This is a genomic window from Novipirellula caenicola (genome assembly GCF_039545035.1).
Classification (GTDB): Bacteria; Planctomycetota; Planctomycetia; order Pirellulales; family Pirellulaceae; genus Novipirellula; species Novipirellula caenicola.
This window is the reverse complement of record NZ_BAABRO010000005.1, coordinates 14,535-32,001: the sequence shown is the minus strand read 5'-3', so window position 1 is coordinate 32,001 and position 17,467 is coordinate 14,535. Positions and strand designations below refer to the sequence as shown.

The following is a 17,467-nucleotide window of genomic DNA, read 5'->3' as shown; positions in this document are numbered from 1 at the left end:
CAGGTACAATCGATACGCCATGATTGTGCCCCGCAAGTTTCCCATCTTCTCACGATTTTAGGGGTTTGCAAGGCTGCCCATCATGACTCGATCTCGCTGCGAGTCTACTAATCTAGGTTACTCCGACGGGAATAAGTGATGGATAAATCGGGACCTTCTCGGAAAATGTCCCCGACCGCAGGAAAGTCCTCCATTGGGGCGATCGCAGTGGTCGTCCTTGTGGGGGTCTACTCCCTCGTCCAACCGGAGCTGAACGCTCGATTCGGTTGGGATCTGCCGCAGCTGCGGTCGGGCGATGCCGGCGAGGTCGCGGCGGTGCCCGAGCCTCAGGCTAGACCCAAGTCTCAGTCAAAATCGGAGTCCCAGGCCAGACAAGAGTCTCAGTCCAAATCGGAGTCCCAGTCGGATTCTGATCTGGCATCTGCGTCGGAACCTTCGGTGAATGCCGGGCCTGAGTCGGATCTGAAACCCGAGTCGGATCTGAAATACGGGTTACTGCGTGAGATTGCTGCGGATCGTTATCTTTCGCCCGCCGGATTGCTGTACACCCCCGGCAGCGCCGAAGGCCATCGGCTCGAACACCTACGTCGCCACACCACAGATGACCCGTCGCGACCGGGCAGCCACGGTGTTTTCGATGGCGACATGGAAGGGGCGCTCGAGACGATTGATCAAGCTTACGAGAAGGCCAAACAAGGCACAAAAACGACCAAGCGAGTCGATGACGGGCGAACCATCTATACCGTGGATCTCGGTCGCCGAATCGGATTCGTCGGCGGACGCGAGGGAGCTCGCAAACGACATCCGATGGCGCGTCGTGTTCGTATTGTTTTGGAAGGGACGCGAGTGATCACCGCGTACCCGTTGTAGCGGTGATCGCCATACGTTTGTTTTGCGTCGTCGTATCTTCCTATCGTCGCGGCTTCGATTGCCTTGTTTGCATCCCGCTGCTTGATTGCCCCTTTCGATCTAACCTGTCGCGTCAACTAGCCTGTCGCATCGTGTTTCCGGAGACCTACCATCGTGAGTCCAGTCCATTCAGTTGACCATTGCCCGATTTGCGGCGGTGGATTGTGCGGGGTGCGTATCTGCGGTTTACCCGAGCCATCCAAGGAATCGGCAACGTCGGCGATGACCGCCGGCGGCAACGCATCGCCGTCGCCTCATGGGTTGGTGGTTTGTGATGAGTGCGAAGCCATTTGGCTCGAGCCTGATCTGACGTCACGCCATCAATACCCCAACGGTTGCGACGCTCGCTGTCCGGTTTGCATGGCCCCGTTGTGGGGCGATCAAAGTCGCTGGGCTTCCCAAGCGGACCTCGAAGTGCTTGGATGGTCCGGTTGCACCAATCCCGAACTCGATGGACTTCCCGAATCAAACCAGCCCGAACTGGATCAGCCCGAGCTAGATCCGTCCAAGCTCGATCAGCCTAAGCCAAACCCATCGGATTCGAATCCCGAGTAACGCAGCTCCGCACCGTCAAGCTATCGAAAGCACTGCCTTGTTAGAACGAATCGTCATCCCATCGTCCGTTGATCGGCGGACTCCCCCCGCTGAGATCCAGTTATGGATCAGCGATGCGCGGCAGCGGATCGAAGCGTTCCAAGATCGCTGGGACCGACCCCAAATCGAACAGTTTGTCGCCGCCGATTATGAATTGGTTTATCAATCGCTCGGTTGGGCATTGGAATCACAGATGCTGATTGGCAAACGGTTTCTCGAATGGGGCTGCGGATTTGCGGTGGTCAGCGCGCTGGCGGGGACGTTTGATTTGGACGTCATTGGAATCGAAGCCGAGCCCGAGTTGCTGGCCCAGGGGCGTCGTTTGGTTGGCGAATGGAATGCGGATGTCGAATTGATCCATGGCAATTTTTTACCCCGTGGTGGCGAATCGCTTGCCGACGATCCGACCTTACCCAGTTTGGGGCATGATGTCCCCTGCGGTTACACGGCGGTGGGATTGGAACTGGATGATTTTGCAATCGTCTACTCGTATCCTTGGCCGGGTGAGGACGACTTTCATGAGCGAGTCTTTGACCGTTATGCATCTGTCGGAGCTCTCTTGATGCAGTTTTGCGGTCCCAACGACGTTCGTTTGTGGCGAAAACGAGGCTGAAACCGCGACGACCGCGATAGCAATGCCTGTGTCGTCAATGCAGTGACAACTCCAACAACCGGTTCACTCGGCACAGTTTTCCTCAACTTGATCCTCCCCGATCGCCGAAACTTCATCTTAAGCACAGGGGTCTGCACTTAGCGGATCACGAAGCTCGCCGTGGTTGGTGGACTGCGGCAAAGAACACGGTGGGGGATGACGGTGCCGGGGGGATCGATTCAACGAATCGTAGGCGGGAGATGCGCGCTCGCAGCGGCACTGCTTCTGACGTTGGTGTTTTCAACATCCACCGCGTCGGCACAGGGGCTGTTGGACCGTTTCGGTGCCGGCATCGGGAATTCCGATGATGGGCAAAGCGGAACCGCGTCAATCGAACGCCGTCGCGAAGTATTGGCTAGCTTGCCGATGCAGCGATTGACGGCCGATGCGCAACAGCGGATCCTGTCCATCGCCAATTCGCCGACGATCTTTCGCCAATTGCCGACCCAGGCAATTAGTTGCGATCGAGATCTGTTTTTGCTGATCGCGCGGAATCCCGAAATCCTTGTCGGCATGTGGGACGTGATGGGGGTCACCCAGGTGACCACCAAACGCATCGCCCCGTATCAGCTTGATGCATCCGATGGCAGTGGTACGCATTGCATCGTCGATTTGGTCTATGGCGACCCGAATATCCATATCTACGTCGCCGACGGATCGTACGATGGCAAATTGGTTGCCAGCCCAATCAAAGGCCGCGGCGTGTTTGTGTTCCGCAGTTCGTATGCAACATCGGCAAATGGTCAGACCACAGTCACCGGCACGCTGGATTGTTTTGTTCAATTGGATAGCTTAGGAGCGGATCTGATTGCCCGCACCTTCAGCGGATTTATTGGCCGGTCGGCGGACAGCAACTTCATTGAAACCGCTCGCTTTTTGAGTCAGATCTCTGCCGCCGCCCAGCAAAACCCGCACTCAATGATCGATCTGGCTCACCGCTTGCCCCAAGTTCCTCGCCAAACGAAACAGCAGTTTGTTGAGGTGGTCAAGAATGTGAACCGCCGCCAACTCGAACGCCAACAAGAACTCGTTCAATCGTCGCGGCCGCCCCGAACCGCCGTCGCGCCGTTGGCGGAACACCGCTAGGCCGTGTTGTGTTTGCGGCGAGTAAAACGTTCGATTTTGACCGGGCGGCTTGCGCCGCACTGCTGTAAAAACCACCCGGCTAGTACCAAAGTAGATGGACATTGGGTTCGCGCCGCGAGCGCTACCATCGTCGATGGCATTGGCCCCGCCGCCGCGGCCGCTATCCATTCGCGGGACCTTTTGACGATGACGACGTTCGAGCATGCACTGCTAGGGATCAACGGAGCACTCGCCGCCGGACTGCACCGTCACTACGGCTGGAAAATTGTGGCGTTGGCGGGCGTCGCTGCTGTTGCGCCGGATTGGGACGGATTGCCAATGCTGATCGACATGAGTCGGTTCGAAGCGGGGCATCGCGTTTGGGGACACAACCTGTTGGCGTGCTGGGTGCTGGGAATGTTGTTGGGCACGGCCGATTACCGCTGGGACCTTGGCGGACGCATCGCCGCATGGATCACTCGTTACGGACCGTTAAATGAATTGGCGGCGTCGATCGATCGTCGGCGATCGTTTTCGGCTCGCACATGGGGCGTGTGGGTGGGCGTTGCCGTCGCCGCGGCGCTAAGCCAAATTCCTGCCGACGCGGTGGTTTCGGGGGCCGCCGGTTTGAGCGATTGGGCACTAAAACCCTTTTGGCCGTTTTCCGATTTCCAATTCGTTTATCCACTGGTCCCGTGGGGCAATGTTGGGGTCACGATCGTGTTTAGTGTCGCCATGATCGCCGAGTTGAAGAAGCCTGCTGCAGCGCAGCGGATCGCCCTGGTGACGTTGGCGGTGGTCGTGGTCTACATCGTGGCGTGGGGGAATTTTGTGAACGTTCGCAGCTGATTCGCTGCCCGATCTATCCGCTCGGCAAGCTTCGGCAGCGGTCTCCGTTGACAAGTTAACCTTGACTTCGTTTCCGGCGGTTTGCTACCGAAGGGTGTTGGACGTATCAGAGCTGAGCACTCTGGTCAATTTTCCCTCTCTGACACACTCTTTTCTCAATGGGAATTTACGGATGGGCACTCTCGAAATCACCCTGCCGCTGCACACCAGTGTCCGTCATTTCCCCAAAAACCTTCGCTCTAGCGATATGCAACTTTTTGCCCCGTATCGCTATCAAGAGATTTTGCCCGCATCGATCGAGCGGCTGCGAGGGGTCGAGGCGTTTGGCCGGGGGCCCCTGCGTCACGAGGGACGTTATCTGCAAGAAAGTTTTGTGACGCCGGCGCACGCCGAAATTTGGCGACGCGAACGAGGGCATCTGCGAGCCGCCGCGGAACGTTTGATTCAATCACGCTCGGTAATCGAGTCCCCCACGATCTGGATCACCGATAACTGGAGCTGTGGCTATTACCACTGGATGTGCGACGCATTGCCACGTTTGGAAATGGCATCCCAGTCGCATGATTTGTCGGGGATCACGTTGTTGTTGCCCTACAAATATCGCAAGCACGCCTACATGCGGCAAAGTTTGGTTCCCTTTGGGCTTGGCGAAATTCGTTTCTTGAAGCGATTCGAGCGAGTGCTGTGTCACAATCTGATTTTGCCGTCCCACGTTGCGGTGACGGGCAACCACAGCCAACCGATCATTCAGCGGATGCACCAGCGGTTCAGTCGCTATTTGGACGAATCGGCCACGGCCGAGGATCATGCCATCGCTCGTCCCTTTGGCGAACGAGTTTACATCAGCCGCAGCATGGCAACGCGGCGACGTGTCGCTAACGAAGAAGCGATTTTGCCGGTGCTGAAAAAACACGGATTCACCGTCTTTACCGCCGAGCAGCATGATTGGCGAGTCCAGGTTCAAGTCGCTGCAAACGCGAAATTCCTGGTTTCCAACCATGGCGCCGGGCTGACCAATATGTTGATGATGAAACCGCGAGGCCGCGTGCTCGAAATTCGCGACGCGGTCCAGGAGACACCGAACTGCTACTTCTCGCTGGCTTCCGCATCACGACTGGACTACTACTATGCACTAGCCCAACGTGTGGATCCGAATCAGTGTGTGCATCATGGCAACGTCCACGTCGATCCCGAACAATTCGATGCGACGCTCGGCGAAATGCTCGCCGATTGATTTGACGCTCGGCGGTATTTTGCAGACACTCATGGCACGCACCAAGGATTGCCTGAGAAAACTTGTCGCTACGTCTTTCCGAGTCGCGCATCGCTAACGATAATCGAAGCATTCCCCTTGCCGACATGAGCGTCACCAAACGTGTGGCCGCTCGCTTGATTTTTCATTTTTTTCTCCAAATCGCATCACGTCTTTCATGCACACCAAGCCCAAGTCCCCTGTCCGCGTTGGTACGCGACTTGGAAAATATCGGATTGAAAGACGGCTAGGCGCGGGGGGATTTGCGACGGTCTATGCAGCGTTTGATACGTTGCTTGGGATCAAGGTGGCCTTGAAGATTCCGTCGCCCGAATTGGTGTCGCCCCAATTGCTTGAAGAGTTTCGGCGGGAAGCGAGATTGACGGTCCAGTTGGATCATCCCAACATCTTGCCGATTCGCGACGCCGCCTTTATCGAAGGCCACTTCGTGATCGTTTCGCCAATGGGGGAACGCACGTTGGCCGATCGAATCCAAAAACGGATCGGGTTCGAGTTGGCGTTTGACTACGTCAGCCAACTATTGGAAGGGGTCGCCTACGCCCATGAACAGGGTGTGATTCATTGCGATATCAAGCCCGAAAACATTTTGTTGTTCGAAGACAATGTGATCCGGCTGGGCGACTTTGGGATCGCCAAGGCGGCTCAAACCACGATTAGCGGATCGGGAACCGGAACACTTGGACATATGGCTCCGGAACAGGCGATGGGGAAACCGTCGACTCGATCGGACGTTTTTTCGATCGGTTTGATCGCTTATAGGATTTTTTCGGGTAAATGGCCTGAATACCCTTTTGAGTGGCCATTAGAGGGGGCTGCGCAGCTTCGCCGGCGTGCTCATGGTGATTTAATCGCTGTAATCCGCAAATCACTCGAAGTTAACCCCCGCCATCGTTATCGGGATGCGCCTCAAATGCTATCGGTCTTTGAACAAACTCGGCTGAAAGCGATCCGCTTCTCTCGTCGGAACCGAGTCACGGGCTAGAATTAGGTACACGCCAATTCTTTCCCCCTCCACCTGCGGGTGGGTCATGATTCCGCCAACCATGCTGTCCACTATCCCCGAAACGCTGCTCGAGTTCTGCATTGAAAGCGACATGAGCGAACCTTGCTCGTTGCCAATGCCGTCGGGATCCGTGATTTCGATTTCGCGGAGGTGTCCAGGGAAGACGGAACCCAACGATGATAGTTCGGTGGTCGTTCGCACTGCCGGGGGTGCGTTGGTGATGGCTGTGGCCGATGGCGTGGGCGGCTGTCCGCTCGGTTACAAGGCGTCTGCCATCGCGGTGCACTGTATTGCCGAAATGGTAGCCGCGTCCGATCCAGATGCGGATCTGCGGCCCGCGATCCTCGATGGTATCGAAAAAGCTAACACTGAAATTCTCGATCTTGGTATCGGAGCGGCCACCACATTGTCGGTCGTCGAGATTGTCCAGGGACGTGTTCGCGCCTACACCGTCGGCGATTCGATGACGATGATCGTGGGACAACGAGGATCGTTAAAGTGGAAATCGACGTCGCATTCGCCCGTGGGCTATGCCGTTGAATCGGGCATGTTGGACGAGGCCGCTGCGATGACGCACGACGATCGTCATGTCGTCTCGAATTTGGTCGGATCGAAAACGATGCACATCGAAGTCGGTCCGTCGCGTCAATTGGCCGCGCGTGACCGCGTGATCCTGGCCAGCGACGGGTTATTCGACAACATGCAGTTGTCCGAAGTCGTTGCCACCATGAAAAGTGGCAAACCGATGGGCTGTATGCAGCAGTTGGTTCAAATCGCTAGCCAACGGATGAGCGGCAGTGATGAACAGCTGCCCGGAAAACCCGATGATCTGACCATGTTGTTGTACGCCCGCTAAGCTCAACAACGCTGTACCGCTGCCCAAGCTAGATCGCATGGACCGCGAGTCGCCAGGTGATTACACATGCGAAACCCGGCCGCTCACGAGTGAGCGGCTCAGAGCATCAATACGCGGTTGTCGATTTGGGCTACGACACCTTGATCTGAAGTCCTGACAAAGGATCAATAGACGTCGCGGACGTAACGTTTGGCTTTCGACAACCCAGCCACATACTGATCGGCCTCTTCCTGGCTCATGTTGCCATGCTCGGCAACGATCTGCTTCAGCGTTCGATCAACATCAGCAGCCATTCGCGAGGCGTCGCCGCATACGTAAAAGTGAGCTCCGTCACAGAGCCACTGGAACAACTCGGCACCGTTTTCTCGCATCCGATCTTGGACGTAAACTTTCTTGTCCCCGTCGCGACTAAACGCGGTGTCCAGCCGTTGCAGCCGTCCCGATTGAACGTAGTCTTGCAACTGTTCTTCGTATAGAAAATCATACGCTTGGTGTTGGTCACCAAATAGCAACCAATTCTTGCCACTTGCATCGGTGGCGACGCGTTCTTGCAAGAACGCTACAAAGGGCGCGATACCGGTTCCAGGGCCGACCATGATGATGGGAATATTCGGGTCGCTCGGGACGGTAAAGCCTGTGTGGTTTGCATGGGTAAAGATCCGCAGTGACGAACCCGATTCCAAGCGATCGGTTAACATCGTGCTGGCGACTCCTTTGCGAACACGTCCTTCACGTTCGTAGGTGACCTTGCCGACCGTCAAGTGAACTTGTTCGCCAACCGCCTTCATGCTGCTGGCGATCGAATAGAGGCGAGGATTCAGTGGTTCGAGGTTTTCCATCAACTCGAGTCCCGTCAATTGGACGTCGCTGGCCAAGCCCAGGGTATCCAGAACGTCAAAGCCATCAGGCACGCCGTCTTCGAGCATGTTGGTGAGCGTTTGTTTGCCGGTTTCGTCGGCCGTTCGGCTGATCAGCGTTTCGAGCAGCTCGTCGCTGGGGTCTTTCAAGCAGCAATCTTCTTGCAATCCCAACGCGATTGGTTTGGCGTTCCCAAGTGGCGTCGTGACTTCCTCGTTCGGGGCCGCTTGGATCCGCATTAGTATCTCGTTTACCAAGTCGCTGCAATTCGTTGGGCAGACGCCGAGTGCATCGCCGACTTCGTACTTGATCCCCGATCCTGACAAATCGATTTCGACGTGGTGAACCGCTTTGGCCGATCCCTCTTTGTTTAAACAACGTGAATCGAGCAGTTTGGCGGTGTAGGGAGCATTACGCGAGGACCCGGGGGCTTCCTTTGCAACCGGTGCGGTCGCGGCGCCGTTGGCTTCTGCACCGCCCGATTCCTTCAGCAGTTTTTTGATCATCTGCTTCGTTTCTTTGCCACCGGGGCTGCACAACGATAGGTTCGTTTCCTCACCCGAAGCAATGGCTTCACTGTAGGTTTGGCAGACGTAGCCGCACGACCCACAGTCCAGCTGAGCCATCGCGGCCATCAATTTTCGGTCCAGCGGTTTGCCTTCGGCCAGACTCATGCGATCCACGATCGGCAGTGAATCGTCGTGCCAAGGGAAATCCTCTTCCTCTTCGGCGGGGGCGTCGGGTGTCGCGATGGTTTCGCTGGAAAAACCCATCGCGGCGAGCGCTTCGCTCTGCTGAGTATTGGACTGAATGCCCATCATGCCGGCGAAAAAACCGTTCAACCAAGCACGCTGCTCTTGAGAAAATGGCGCGCTATCAGGAATCAAGCTACTCATGGTTCGGTTCTGGAAGGAGTGGGAGTTTTCTTATTCTGTAATGACCGCGGTCACGTCCACTTAAACGCAACTAACGGCAAACGCTTTCAGATCATCGTCACTGGTTCGTCGAGCAAAATCGACGAACGATTCGTTGTCTTTGCGTCCCTGCAGATAGCCACCGACAATCGCCGTGATCAATGCTGGGACGTCCGTGAAGGCCACCGATTCAAACAGCAGCCGGGCGATCCCTTTGCGGGATCCCCATCCGCCACCCACATTGACGTGATACCCGTCGACCATGTCATCGCCTTGTTCGACTTTGCACGCCTGCAATCCGATGTCACCGATGTAATGTTGAGCACAACTGTGGTGGCATCCGGTCACGTGAATATTGATGGGTTGGTCGAGTTCGAATTGCGATTCAAGAGTGCTAGCGATGATCATCGCGTGCTTTTTGGTATCAGCGCCTGCGTACTTACAACCCGCACTTCCGGTGCAAGCGACCAATCCAGCACGAAACGAACTGGCATCGCAGCTGAGCCCGATTAAATCTAGCTTCGCTTTTACTGCCTCGACGTCTTCGTCGCGGATATGAGGGATCAAGACGTTTTGCCAAACGGTACAACGGATTTCACCGTTACCGTAGGTGTCGGCGATCTCGCTAAGACCGCGTGCTTGATCGCTGCTGATGCGGCCCACCGGCAACACCACGCCGATGTATTGGCGGCCGCTTTGCTTCTGCGGGTGGACGCCCACATGGGCTTGGCGGTTTTCATTGTCGGGGATCGAAACGAGACTGGCGTCGACTTTTCGCAGTTCATGCCCCATCTCGGTTTCGACCGCCTGGATGAACTTTTCAAAACCCCAATCGTCTAGCACGTATTTCAGCCGGGCTTTCTTGCGGTCGGTGCGATCACCGCTGCTCACGAACACGCGAACGATCGCTCCGGCGACTTCGACACATTCTTCTGGTCGCAGCAACACACCGGTGTCACGCGCGAAATCTTTGTGCCCGGTGATACCGCCGAGTGTCAATTGGAAATAGACCCCCGCGGGCAGCGATTCGCTGGCGTTTTCCTCACGGACTTGGACCGCGTGGAACCCGATGTCGTTGGTGTCGTCCAGCGCGCTGATGCTGCCGCCCCCGTCGAAGGCGATGTTGAATTTACGCGGTAATCCATACATTTCGCGATGGTTTAGAATGTAATGGTGCATCCGTTTCGCAAAGGGAATCGTTTCGATCAATTCACTCGGATCGATTCCCGACAAAGCGCTGGCGGTGCAGTTACGAATGTTGTCACCGCCCGAACCAAGGCTGATGATGTCGAGTTCGCGAAGTCCGTACAGGATGTTCATCGCATGATCGGCCGGGATTTCGCGAAGTTGCAGATTCGCACGAGTGGTCACGTCGACAAAACCGCCGGCGGATTTTTCCGATAGATCGGCCAATCCTCGCAGTTGCCACGAATGCAACACGCCACCGGGCAATCGCATTCGACACATAAAACTGTTCTGGGCCGGAGCGACATAAAACAGGCCATGAAATTTGGTCAGGAAGACGTCGTCGCCTTTGGGGAATTCGTTGGCATCAGATCGAGCTTGAATTTCGTCCCACATATCCAGCGGGTTTTTCGCCTGTTTGGCCTTCTCTTCCTTGCTCAGTTTCTTGCCTGCAGCAATGCAGTCCGCTTGGGCTTGCAAGGCGATCCGTTCGGGACCCACCGGCAGCGCTTTACCGTTGACTGTGGCAACGCCTCCGCCGACGGTGATCGAGTTCTCAGAGGGGCCGGAGATGCAATTGCTGACCAGCGGCAATCGGTTCACCGCGCGTGCCACGTCGGCACCGAAAGCAAATCCGGCGATGTATTGTTGTTGCGCTTCGCTAAAGGGTTTTTCACTCATGCTCGTTCGATCCTTACGGCACAGTCTTTGTAACTGGGTTGCCGACTGTGGGGGTCAAAATGTCCCAGCGTTAATTGGTTGGTGGCTTCATAATGCATTGGCATAAAGGCGTGCCCCGGTTTCACCGTCGGTGTCACCATGGCCGTGGCGAGCAAGCTGCCGCGGCGAGATTGGGCGCGGATTTGGTCGCCGTTGACGATGTCCATCGCGGCCGCGTCTTGGGGATTGATCTCGATGTACGCTTCGTTGGGATAGAGCTTGCGAAGCACGGGACTTTTGCTTGTGCGAGTTTGCGTATGCCACTGGCTGACCGTGCCACGACCGGTCATCAACAACGTCGGGTATTCCTCGTCGGGGGCTTCGGGCATCGGAGTCACGTTGTCGACCACCAAACGGGCTCGACCATCGTGGTGATAAAACCGGCCATCGGCGAACAGCCGACGTTGTTGTTCGGGTTGGAAATCGCCTTCCGCATCGGCTTCGGTCCACGGCCACTGGATGCCACCGCAGCGATCGATTTGTTCGTAGCCTTCGATGCCGGTGATGTCACAGGGTTGGTCTTCGCTAGCTCGCTGCATGATGCGAAACACGGCTTCAGGGTCGGTCCACTCGGAAAACATCTCCTCGACACCCCAGTACGATGCGAGTGCACGAAAGATGTGGAAATCCGCCAATGCTTTGCCCGGCGCTCGGCGTACCTTTTTCAGCACACCGTAGCGACGTTCGCTATTGATGAACGTCCCCGCTTTTTCACCCCAACCGGCCGCAGGCAGAATCAAATCCGCATGTCGAGCCGTCTCGGTGGTGTGATACATGTCTTGCACGACAAGGAAATCGAGCCGATCGAGTAGATTGCGAGCTTCGCTCTGGTGAATCCAGCTGTAGGCGGGATTGGTGGCGATCACCCACAATCCACGGATGTCACCACGACGAATCCCGTCCATGATCCCGTCGTAGCTCCAGCTGGGTTCTGTTGGAATTCGTTCCGGATCGATCCCCAAACTGCTGGCGACTTTCTCGCGATCGGCCGAGTCTTTGAAGTCGTGATGTCCGAATAGGTTGGTGGTGTTGCTCCACAATCGTGAACCCATCGCGTTGCATTGGCCGGTGATGCTATTGGCCCCGGTTCCGGGGCGGCCGATATTGCCAGTGATCAAGGCGATATTGATGATCGCTTGTGCTGTTCGCGTCCCTTCGTAACTTTGATTGACGCCCATCGTCCACCACAGCGACACCGCTTTTCGTCGCCCGATCGTTTCCGCGGTTTGGCGAATGACATCTGCTGAAATTCCCGTCGTCGATGCGACCGCATCGGGCGAAAATCGGCTGACATGCTCGCACAGCTTTTCAAACCCTTCGGTATGTTGGTCGATAAAATTTCGATCAACACATTCGCACGCGATCAAGTGATGGGTGATCGCATACAGCAGCGCGAGGTCGGATTTAGGACGGATTTGCAAGTGCTGTGTCGCCGCCATCGCACTTTCCGTACGACGAGGATCGATCACGATGATTTCGGGATTGTTCTGGTTTCGCAGCACGCGTTCCCACATGATCGGATGACCAATGCAAGGATTTGCACCGATGAACACCATGCAATCGCTTTGCTCGAAATCGTCATAGGTAAATGGCGGCGAGTCGAATCCGAACGATTCCTTGTAGGCCGTTGCGGCGGTTGCCATGCATTGACGCGTGTTTCCGTCGCCATGTTTGATCCCCATCCCGAACTTGGCCAATGCACCGAGAAACGCCATCTCTTCGCATGCGATTTGTCCGGTGCTCAAAAATGCAACCGAATCGGGGCCGTGTTGATGTTGGATCCCTTTCATCCGAGTCGTGAAAAGACGCAGTGCGTGGTCCCACGAAACCGGTGCGAATTTGCCGTCCGAGGTGCGGATCAACGGTTCGGTCGCACGGTCCTCGGAATCCAGCACTCGCAGCGCTTCCCAGCCCTTGGGGCAGGCCATGCCAAGATTAACAGGGTACGTCGTTTCCGGAGTCAGTCCGACGGCCTCGTCATCACGCAAATGCAGTCGCAATCCACAGCCGGTTGAACAGTAACCGCATACCGCCGTCGTTGTGGCGTCGGCTTGTAACGACTCGTGAGTCATTCCCAACCCATGGTCGCCCGGATGCAGCAGCAATTCACGCGTCATTTTGCCATCGTGCTTACGCAGCAGCTTTGGCAATAGCGATCGCGGTGACATTCCGCCCGTGTTTGGCGTTGGCTGAATCATCGGAAAGTTCCTGGCATCCGGTCGTAAACAACACTCATGAAATAAAGCAGTCGTTCGGCAATCTCGCCGCCGATCACAATCAATCCGGCCGCAATGGCAAGCGTGGCCGCAGTCCATGGAGAAACGAAAGTGGCCGCAGCGACCACGCACAACAATCCCAAACCCGCATTGGCCGCCAGCATCCGAGAACGGGCAAGCCGCGATAGTGATCGATGCACCAAGCGACGCGAGCGACGATCGTAGGCATCCCCACGTCCGTTGGGATTTAGATGCACGCTCCATTCCCAAGCTGCTTTGCTGGCTAATGTGATCAAGCCAAGCATCGTGATTGCCACGGAAATGAAACGGCTTTCACCCTGCAGGATCAACATGGGCAGTACCCCAATGGCTCCGGCAACCACCGCGGTTCCCATAAAGCGAATCAAGGTTCGCGAGCTTCGCCAAATCTGGCGACGCGTTGCGATGTAGATCATGGCGCTACTGAACAGCCCCGCGACGCCGACGATGATCGCCATCACAAGGGTCAAGCTTGCAGCCCAAGCAGGAATTGCGGGGATCCACGCTTGGATCGATTGCGGCAGGTAGTTGCTAACGACCGGTAACCAATACAGTGCGGTGGCAGCGGTTAGCAGTCCCACGTATTTGCCCAGCACAACGGCTTCGCGGCTGAGCCAGCTCGTTTTCAAACCTAAAAAGACTCGCCAAGCTCGCAGAGGTTGACCGAGGTGTAGCGATGCGATGTTCAATCCGATGCCACCAATCAGCAACGCGACTAGCAAAATGGATCGTGTTGCCATGATCGAGTGATCGTGCCCGGAAATCCAAGCCAATGTCGCGGCAAATCGCTCGACGAAGATCATTCCCACCGAGACTTGCGTGGCCACCAACATCACGGCCAATGGCCAATGGCTCTCGGCCACATGATCCACCCCGATGTCTTGAGGCGTTGCATTCTTGGCCGCATCACCGAAATCGCTGCGATAGTTCGTTGTGGGTTTCGTGATCGTCGATACCGGGGCACCGGCCGCGATCCGGTCGTCCGAAGTGAATTCGGTCTCAGCAATGTTGACCACCGCGATCGAGATGGCTTCGTTTGGACACGCCTGCACACACGCGGGAGCTTCGCCGGCGGACAAACGTTGGTGGCACATGTCGCATTTACGGACAATCCCCAATCGTTCGCTGTATTGCGGAACCTCGTACGGGCACATCATCGTGCAGTATTTACAGCCGATACATTGGTCATCGAGGTGACGGACAATTCCCGTCTGAGGATCCTTTTCGTAGGCTTTGACAGGGCATCCGTTTAAACACCCGGGGTCTTCGCAGTGGTGGCAAGCGGTCGTGACGTGTTGAATTCGCGGTGCCTCGGGTTCACCGATCGTCAACGTCCCAACACGTCGCCAACTTTCGTCTTCGTCCAATCCGTTCATGGTGTGACACGCGACCACGCACGCTTTGCAGCCACTGCATTGATCGAGATCAACGTCGAACGAGTATTGTTGTCCCGGCCCCGGAGGTGACGCGGGCATCAGGCTGCGGTAATAACGTGCCTGTGCCGGCGCTGCACTCGCTTCGCTGTCATGCGTGGAACTGAATTGTTCCACAGCCGAAAGCGACTGCTGCTCGGTCAGCAATTGCTCGACCAAGTCAGGTGACGACTGAACGATAGGGAGTGCGATGGCCATGATTAAAACAACAACACAGTAACGCTGGTGATGGCGTCGGATTCATAAAATGGGATCGCAAGACAACCTTGGATCGGAGTGACGTCTTCGCCGAATGATCGACCCGAACGCAAAATCGCCGGGTTTTCTGATACGGTGGCTCCGCCGTGCTCGGACGCTAGCGCTGGAATGCCCGAATTCGCGGGCATGGACGTACCGATCGAAAGTTCGATTCCAGGGTCGGGGTAGCTGGCGGATTCGAGCGTGTAGCCACCATCGGCATCCGCTCGCCAAACCTCAAAACCACGCGCCATCGGCGTGGCTTTGCTGCTAAGCAACATCACCGATGCGACGTAGTTTTCACCGGCAACCGGAATCCCAATCGCGGTTTCCAGCGTTCCGGCGCTTGCGCCAGCAGCACGTAGAAAACCGGGGTGGTTGGCTAGGTCGTTATGGATGATCGATCGCAGTGAGTTCCAGACCTGTCCGGGAAGTCCCGAGCCCTTTTCAAAGCGAATGAAGGACGAAACGTTCTGGAAACGTGCTAGATTGCCGTAATAGCCCGAGCTCAGTGCGACTTCTTCGTAGACGCCCACCGGCGACCATACTTCGAATACGCCTGGCGTCTGGTCGTTTGCCGCGGTAGCCAAGACGACGATCGAAACGATCGCGTCGGCGCGAAAGACGGGAAACGCTAGCGCCGCGCCGCAGGGATCTTGCTGTAACGTCACCACTTGAGCGGTTCCGGTTTGCAGACACTCGATGGCCAATCGATCGAGTTCCGATTCGCCTGAGTTGTCAACACATCGGTTGTCATGGACATCGTAAGCGCGGACGTCACACAAAAAAGCATTGGAGAGTTGGCTCGGTAATGCTAGGCACATACAGAGTCCTCCTCGTTGACGCTTTCCGCCTTCTTGGCTTCAAGCTTCACGACGTCTTGTTTCAACTTCTTGTGGTCTTGTTCCTCTAAGAAACAGAGTAGTTTTTCGCGGTAATCATAATACTCGGGGTGCTCGAGCACCTCGGTACGAACACGGGGGCGATCAAACGGAATGTCAAAAATGGCACCGACCGTCGCACGCGGGCCATTGGTCATCATCACGACGCGGTCGCTCATGAACAGAGCCTCGTCGACATCGTGGGTGATCATCATCGTGGTGACTTTGTCTCGCATCAGAATCTCGAGCAGGATCTCTTGCAGTTCCATACGAGTCAGCGAGTCGAGCATTCCGAACGGTTCGTCCAGCAACAGCATTTTGGGTTTCAGGGCAAACGCACGAGCAATGCCCACGCGTTGTTGCATGCCTTGGCTTAGATCCGACGCACGTGTGCGTAGGTTGTTGCCCAACCCAACGAGCGACAAGTAATACGCCGACAAATCGTGACGCTGTTTCTTGGTCGCGTGCGGGTAGACTTGATCGACGCCCAACAGCACGTTTTCGATCGCCGTCATCCACGGCATCAAACAGGGCGATTGGAATACGATCCCGCGATCGGGACCGGGGCCATCGATTTCGTGATTGGCAACCACCACGCCGCCGTCGGTGATATCACAGAGCCCCGCGACCATCATCAACACGGTGCTTTTACCACACCCCGAGTGTCCCAACAGACTCGCGTATTCGCCCTGCTTCATGTTCAAATTAAAGTCTTCGACAATGACCGCCGGACCTTTCAGCGTGTCGTACGTCTTGCCGAGACGAAACATTTCTACGTAGCCAGCCATTTTTTTTCCGTTTTGTAATTACTGAGCTGGTGAATTGACGATCAAGCGATGCGGCTTCGTCAAACTGATGGGATCGATGTCGGGTAGTTCAAACTTCGGTGCGGTCGAACCGGCTGCTTCGTCGCTACGTGATTTTTGGCGGACGGCCACCAAGTAATTGGTCACGGCGTTTCGCAGTCCTTTAAAACGTTCGTTGTGATTCAGCGCCGATTTGTCACGCGGGCGGTCAAGCTCGACCGTGAAGATCGGCCCCAGCGACGCCCGCGGGCCTGGGTTGAGCGCGACGATGCGATCGGCAACCAAGATCGCTTCGTCAACATCGTTGGTGATCATCAAACACGTTTGACGTTCCTCTTCCCAAATCTTCAAAATCTCTTCTTGCAACACGCTACGCGTCAATGCATCGAGAGCGGAAAGAGGCTCGTCCAACAACAGCACTTTGGGTTTCATCGCCAATGTGCGTGCCAACGAAGTGCGTTGCCGCATGCCGCCCGACAATTCATGCGGGTGACGATGGGCCGCGTGGCTGAGGCCGACCATCTCGATGAATTTTTCGACATGATCGCGGCGTTCGCCTTTGCCCCAGTGGCGAAACACGCTGTCGACTGACAATGCGATGTTGCCGCGTACGGTTAACCACGGCAGCAGCGAATAGTTTTGGAACACCAATCCGCGATCCGGCCCCGGCCCCGTGACCGGTTCGCCTTCCATCAAAATCTCTCCACTGTCGGGCTGGATCAAACCGGCCAACAACTGTGTGAAGGTGGTCTTGCCGCTTCCGGAAAAACCAACCACCGCTAGAAATTCGCCTTCGCGGATATTCAGGTTGATGTTCTGCAATACTTCATTGCGAGTCACCCCACTGCCATACCCCTTCGATACGTTACGCATCGTCAGAATCGGATTCGGTGGCGAGTTGTCGAGTCGTGTCTCGATTGCTGGATCAGCAAGGATGGCGACGCTCATTGTTGCTCTCGTTGGTGGTGAGTAAGGTT

General features: G+C 56.1%; 15 protein-coding genes. 8 read left to right on the top strand and 7 right to left on the bottom strand.

Going from position 1 to position 17,467, the window contains the following annotated elements:
* The first annotated feature begins 165 nt into the window (after positions 1 to 165).
* From ABEA92_RS11940 to ABEA92_RS11905, 8 genes are all read left to right on the top strand, one after another.
* The gene (locus ABEA92_RS11940; RefSeq protein ID WP_345684062.1) at positions 166 to 870 is read left to right on the top strand and encodes a hypothetical protein; all 705 of its coding nucleotides are present in this window, start codon (positions 166 to 168) and stop codon (positions 868 to 870) included.
* A 153-nt stretch (positions 871 to 1,023) separates the two neighbouring features.
* Entirely contained in the window at positions 1,024 to 1,464 is a 441-nt protein-coding gene (locus tag ABEA92_RS11935) for a hypothetical protein (protein ID WP_345684061.1), read from the top strand.
* Positions 1,465 to 1,501: 37 nt separating this feature from the next.
* Complete coding sequence (locus ABEA92_RS11930; RefSeq protein WP_345684060.1) at positions 1,502 to 2,116, top strand: class I SAM-dependent methyltransferase; 615 nt, start codon at positions 1,502 to 1,504, stop codon at positions 2,114 to 2,116.
* Positions 2,117 to 2,389: 273 nt separating this feature from the next.
* On the top strand, positions 2,390 to 3,241 hold the full coding sequence (locus tag ABEA92_RS11925; protein WP_345684059.1) for a hypothetical protein: 852 nt from the start codon (positions 2,390 to 2,392) through the stop codon (positions 3,239 to 3,241).
* A 186-nt stretch (positions 3,242 to 3,427) separates the two neighbouring features.
* Positions 3,428 to 4,069, top strand: coding sequence for a metal-dependent hydrolase (locus tag ABEA92_RS11920; RefSeq protein ID WP_345684058.1), 642 nt, complete (start codon positions 3,428 to 3,430; stop codon positions 4,067 to 4,069).
* A 172-nt stretch (positions 4,070 to 4,241) separates the two neighbouring features.
* On the top strand, positions 4,242 to 5,303 hold the full coding sequence (locus ABEA92_RS11915; RefSeq protein WP_345684057.1) for a glycosyltransferase family 61 protein: 1,062 nt from the start codon (positions 4,242 to 4,244) through the stop codon (positions 5,301 to 5,303).
* Between the two features lie 196 nt (positions 5,304 to 5,499).
* The gene (locus ABEA92_RS11910; protein WP_345684056.1) at positions 5,500 to 6,324 is read left to right on the top strand and encodes a serine/threonine-protein kinase; all 825 of its coding nucleotides are present in this window, start codon (positions 5,500 to 5,502) and stop codon (positions 6,322 to 6,324) included.
* Between the two features lie 61 nt (positions 6,325 to 6,385).
* Complete coding sequence (locus tag ABEA92_RS11905; RefSeq protein ID WP_345684055.1) at positions 6,386 to 7,201, top strand: PP2C family protein-serine/threonine phosphatase; 816 nt, start codon at positions 6,386 to 6,388, stop codon at positions 7,199 to 7,201.
* Between the two features lie 164 nt (positions 7,202 to 7,365).
* Here ABEA92_RS11905 and ABEA92_RS11900 read toward each other — a convergent pair whose 3' ends face one another.
* From ABEA92_RS11900 to ABEA92_RS11870, 7 genes are read right to left on the bottom strand one after another with little or no spacing between them, the layout of a single operon-like run.
* The gene (locus tag ABEA92_RS11900; protein ID WP_345684054.1) at positions 7,366 to 8,955 is read right to left on the bottom strand and encodes a sulfite reductase subunit alpha; all 1,590 of its coding nucleotides are present in this window, start codon (positions 8,953 to 8,955) and stop codon (positions 7,366 to 7,368) included.
* A 60-nt stretch (positions 8,956 to 9,015) separates the two neighbouring features.
* On the bottom strand, positions 9,016 to 10,839 hold the full coding sequence (locus ABEA92_RS11895; RefSeq protein WP_345684053.1) for a NirA family protein: 1,824 nt from the start codon (positions 10,837 to 10,839) through the stop codon (positions 9,016 to 9,018).
* Positions 10,836 to 13,076: a molybdopterin oxidoreductase family protein gene (locus ABEA92_RS11890; RefSeq protein WP_345684052.1), complete on the bottom strand. Its 2,241-nt coding sequence runs from the start codon at positions 13,074 to 13,076 to the stop codon at positions 10,836 to 10,838. The genes ABEA92_RS11895 and ABEA92_RS11890 overlap by 4 nt, the downstream gene beginning before the upstream one ends.
* Positions 13,073 to 14,764 (bottom strand): DmsC/YnfH family molybdoenzyme membrane anchor subunit, encoded by a 1,692-nt coding sequence (locus ABEA92_RS11885; RefSeq protein ID WP_345684051.1) that lies wholly within the window; start codon positions 14,762 to 14,764, stop codon positions 13,073 to 13,075. The genes ABEA92_RS11890 and ABEA92_RS11885 overlap by 4 nt, the downstream gene beginning before the upstream one ends.
* 2 nt (positions 14,765 to 14,766) lie before the next feature.
* Complete coding sequence (locus tag ABEA92_RS11880) at positions 14,767 to 15,627, bottom strand: GAF domain-containing protein (protein WP_345684050.1); 861 nt, start codon at positions 15,625 to 15,627, stop codon at positions 14,767 to 14,769.
* Positions 15,618 to 16,472, bottom strand: coding sequence for an ABC transporter ATP-binding protein (locus ABEA92_RS11875; protein WP_345684049.1), 855 nt, complete (start codon positions 16,470 to 16,472; stop codon positions 15,618 to 15,620). The genes ABEA92_RS11880 and ABEA92_RS11875 overlap by 10 nt, the downstream gene beginning before the upstream one ends.
* Positions 16,473 to 16,490: 18 nt before the next feature.
* Positions 16,491 to 17,438 carry an ABC transporter ATP-binding protein gene (locus ABEA92_RS11870; protein WP_345684048.1) on the bottom strand — a complete coding sequence of 316 codons (948 nt, stop codon included), beginning with the start codon at positions 17,436 to 17,438 and terminating at the stop codon, positions 16,491 to 16,493.
* Positions 17,439 to 17,467 lie beyond the last annotated feature (29 nt).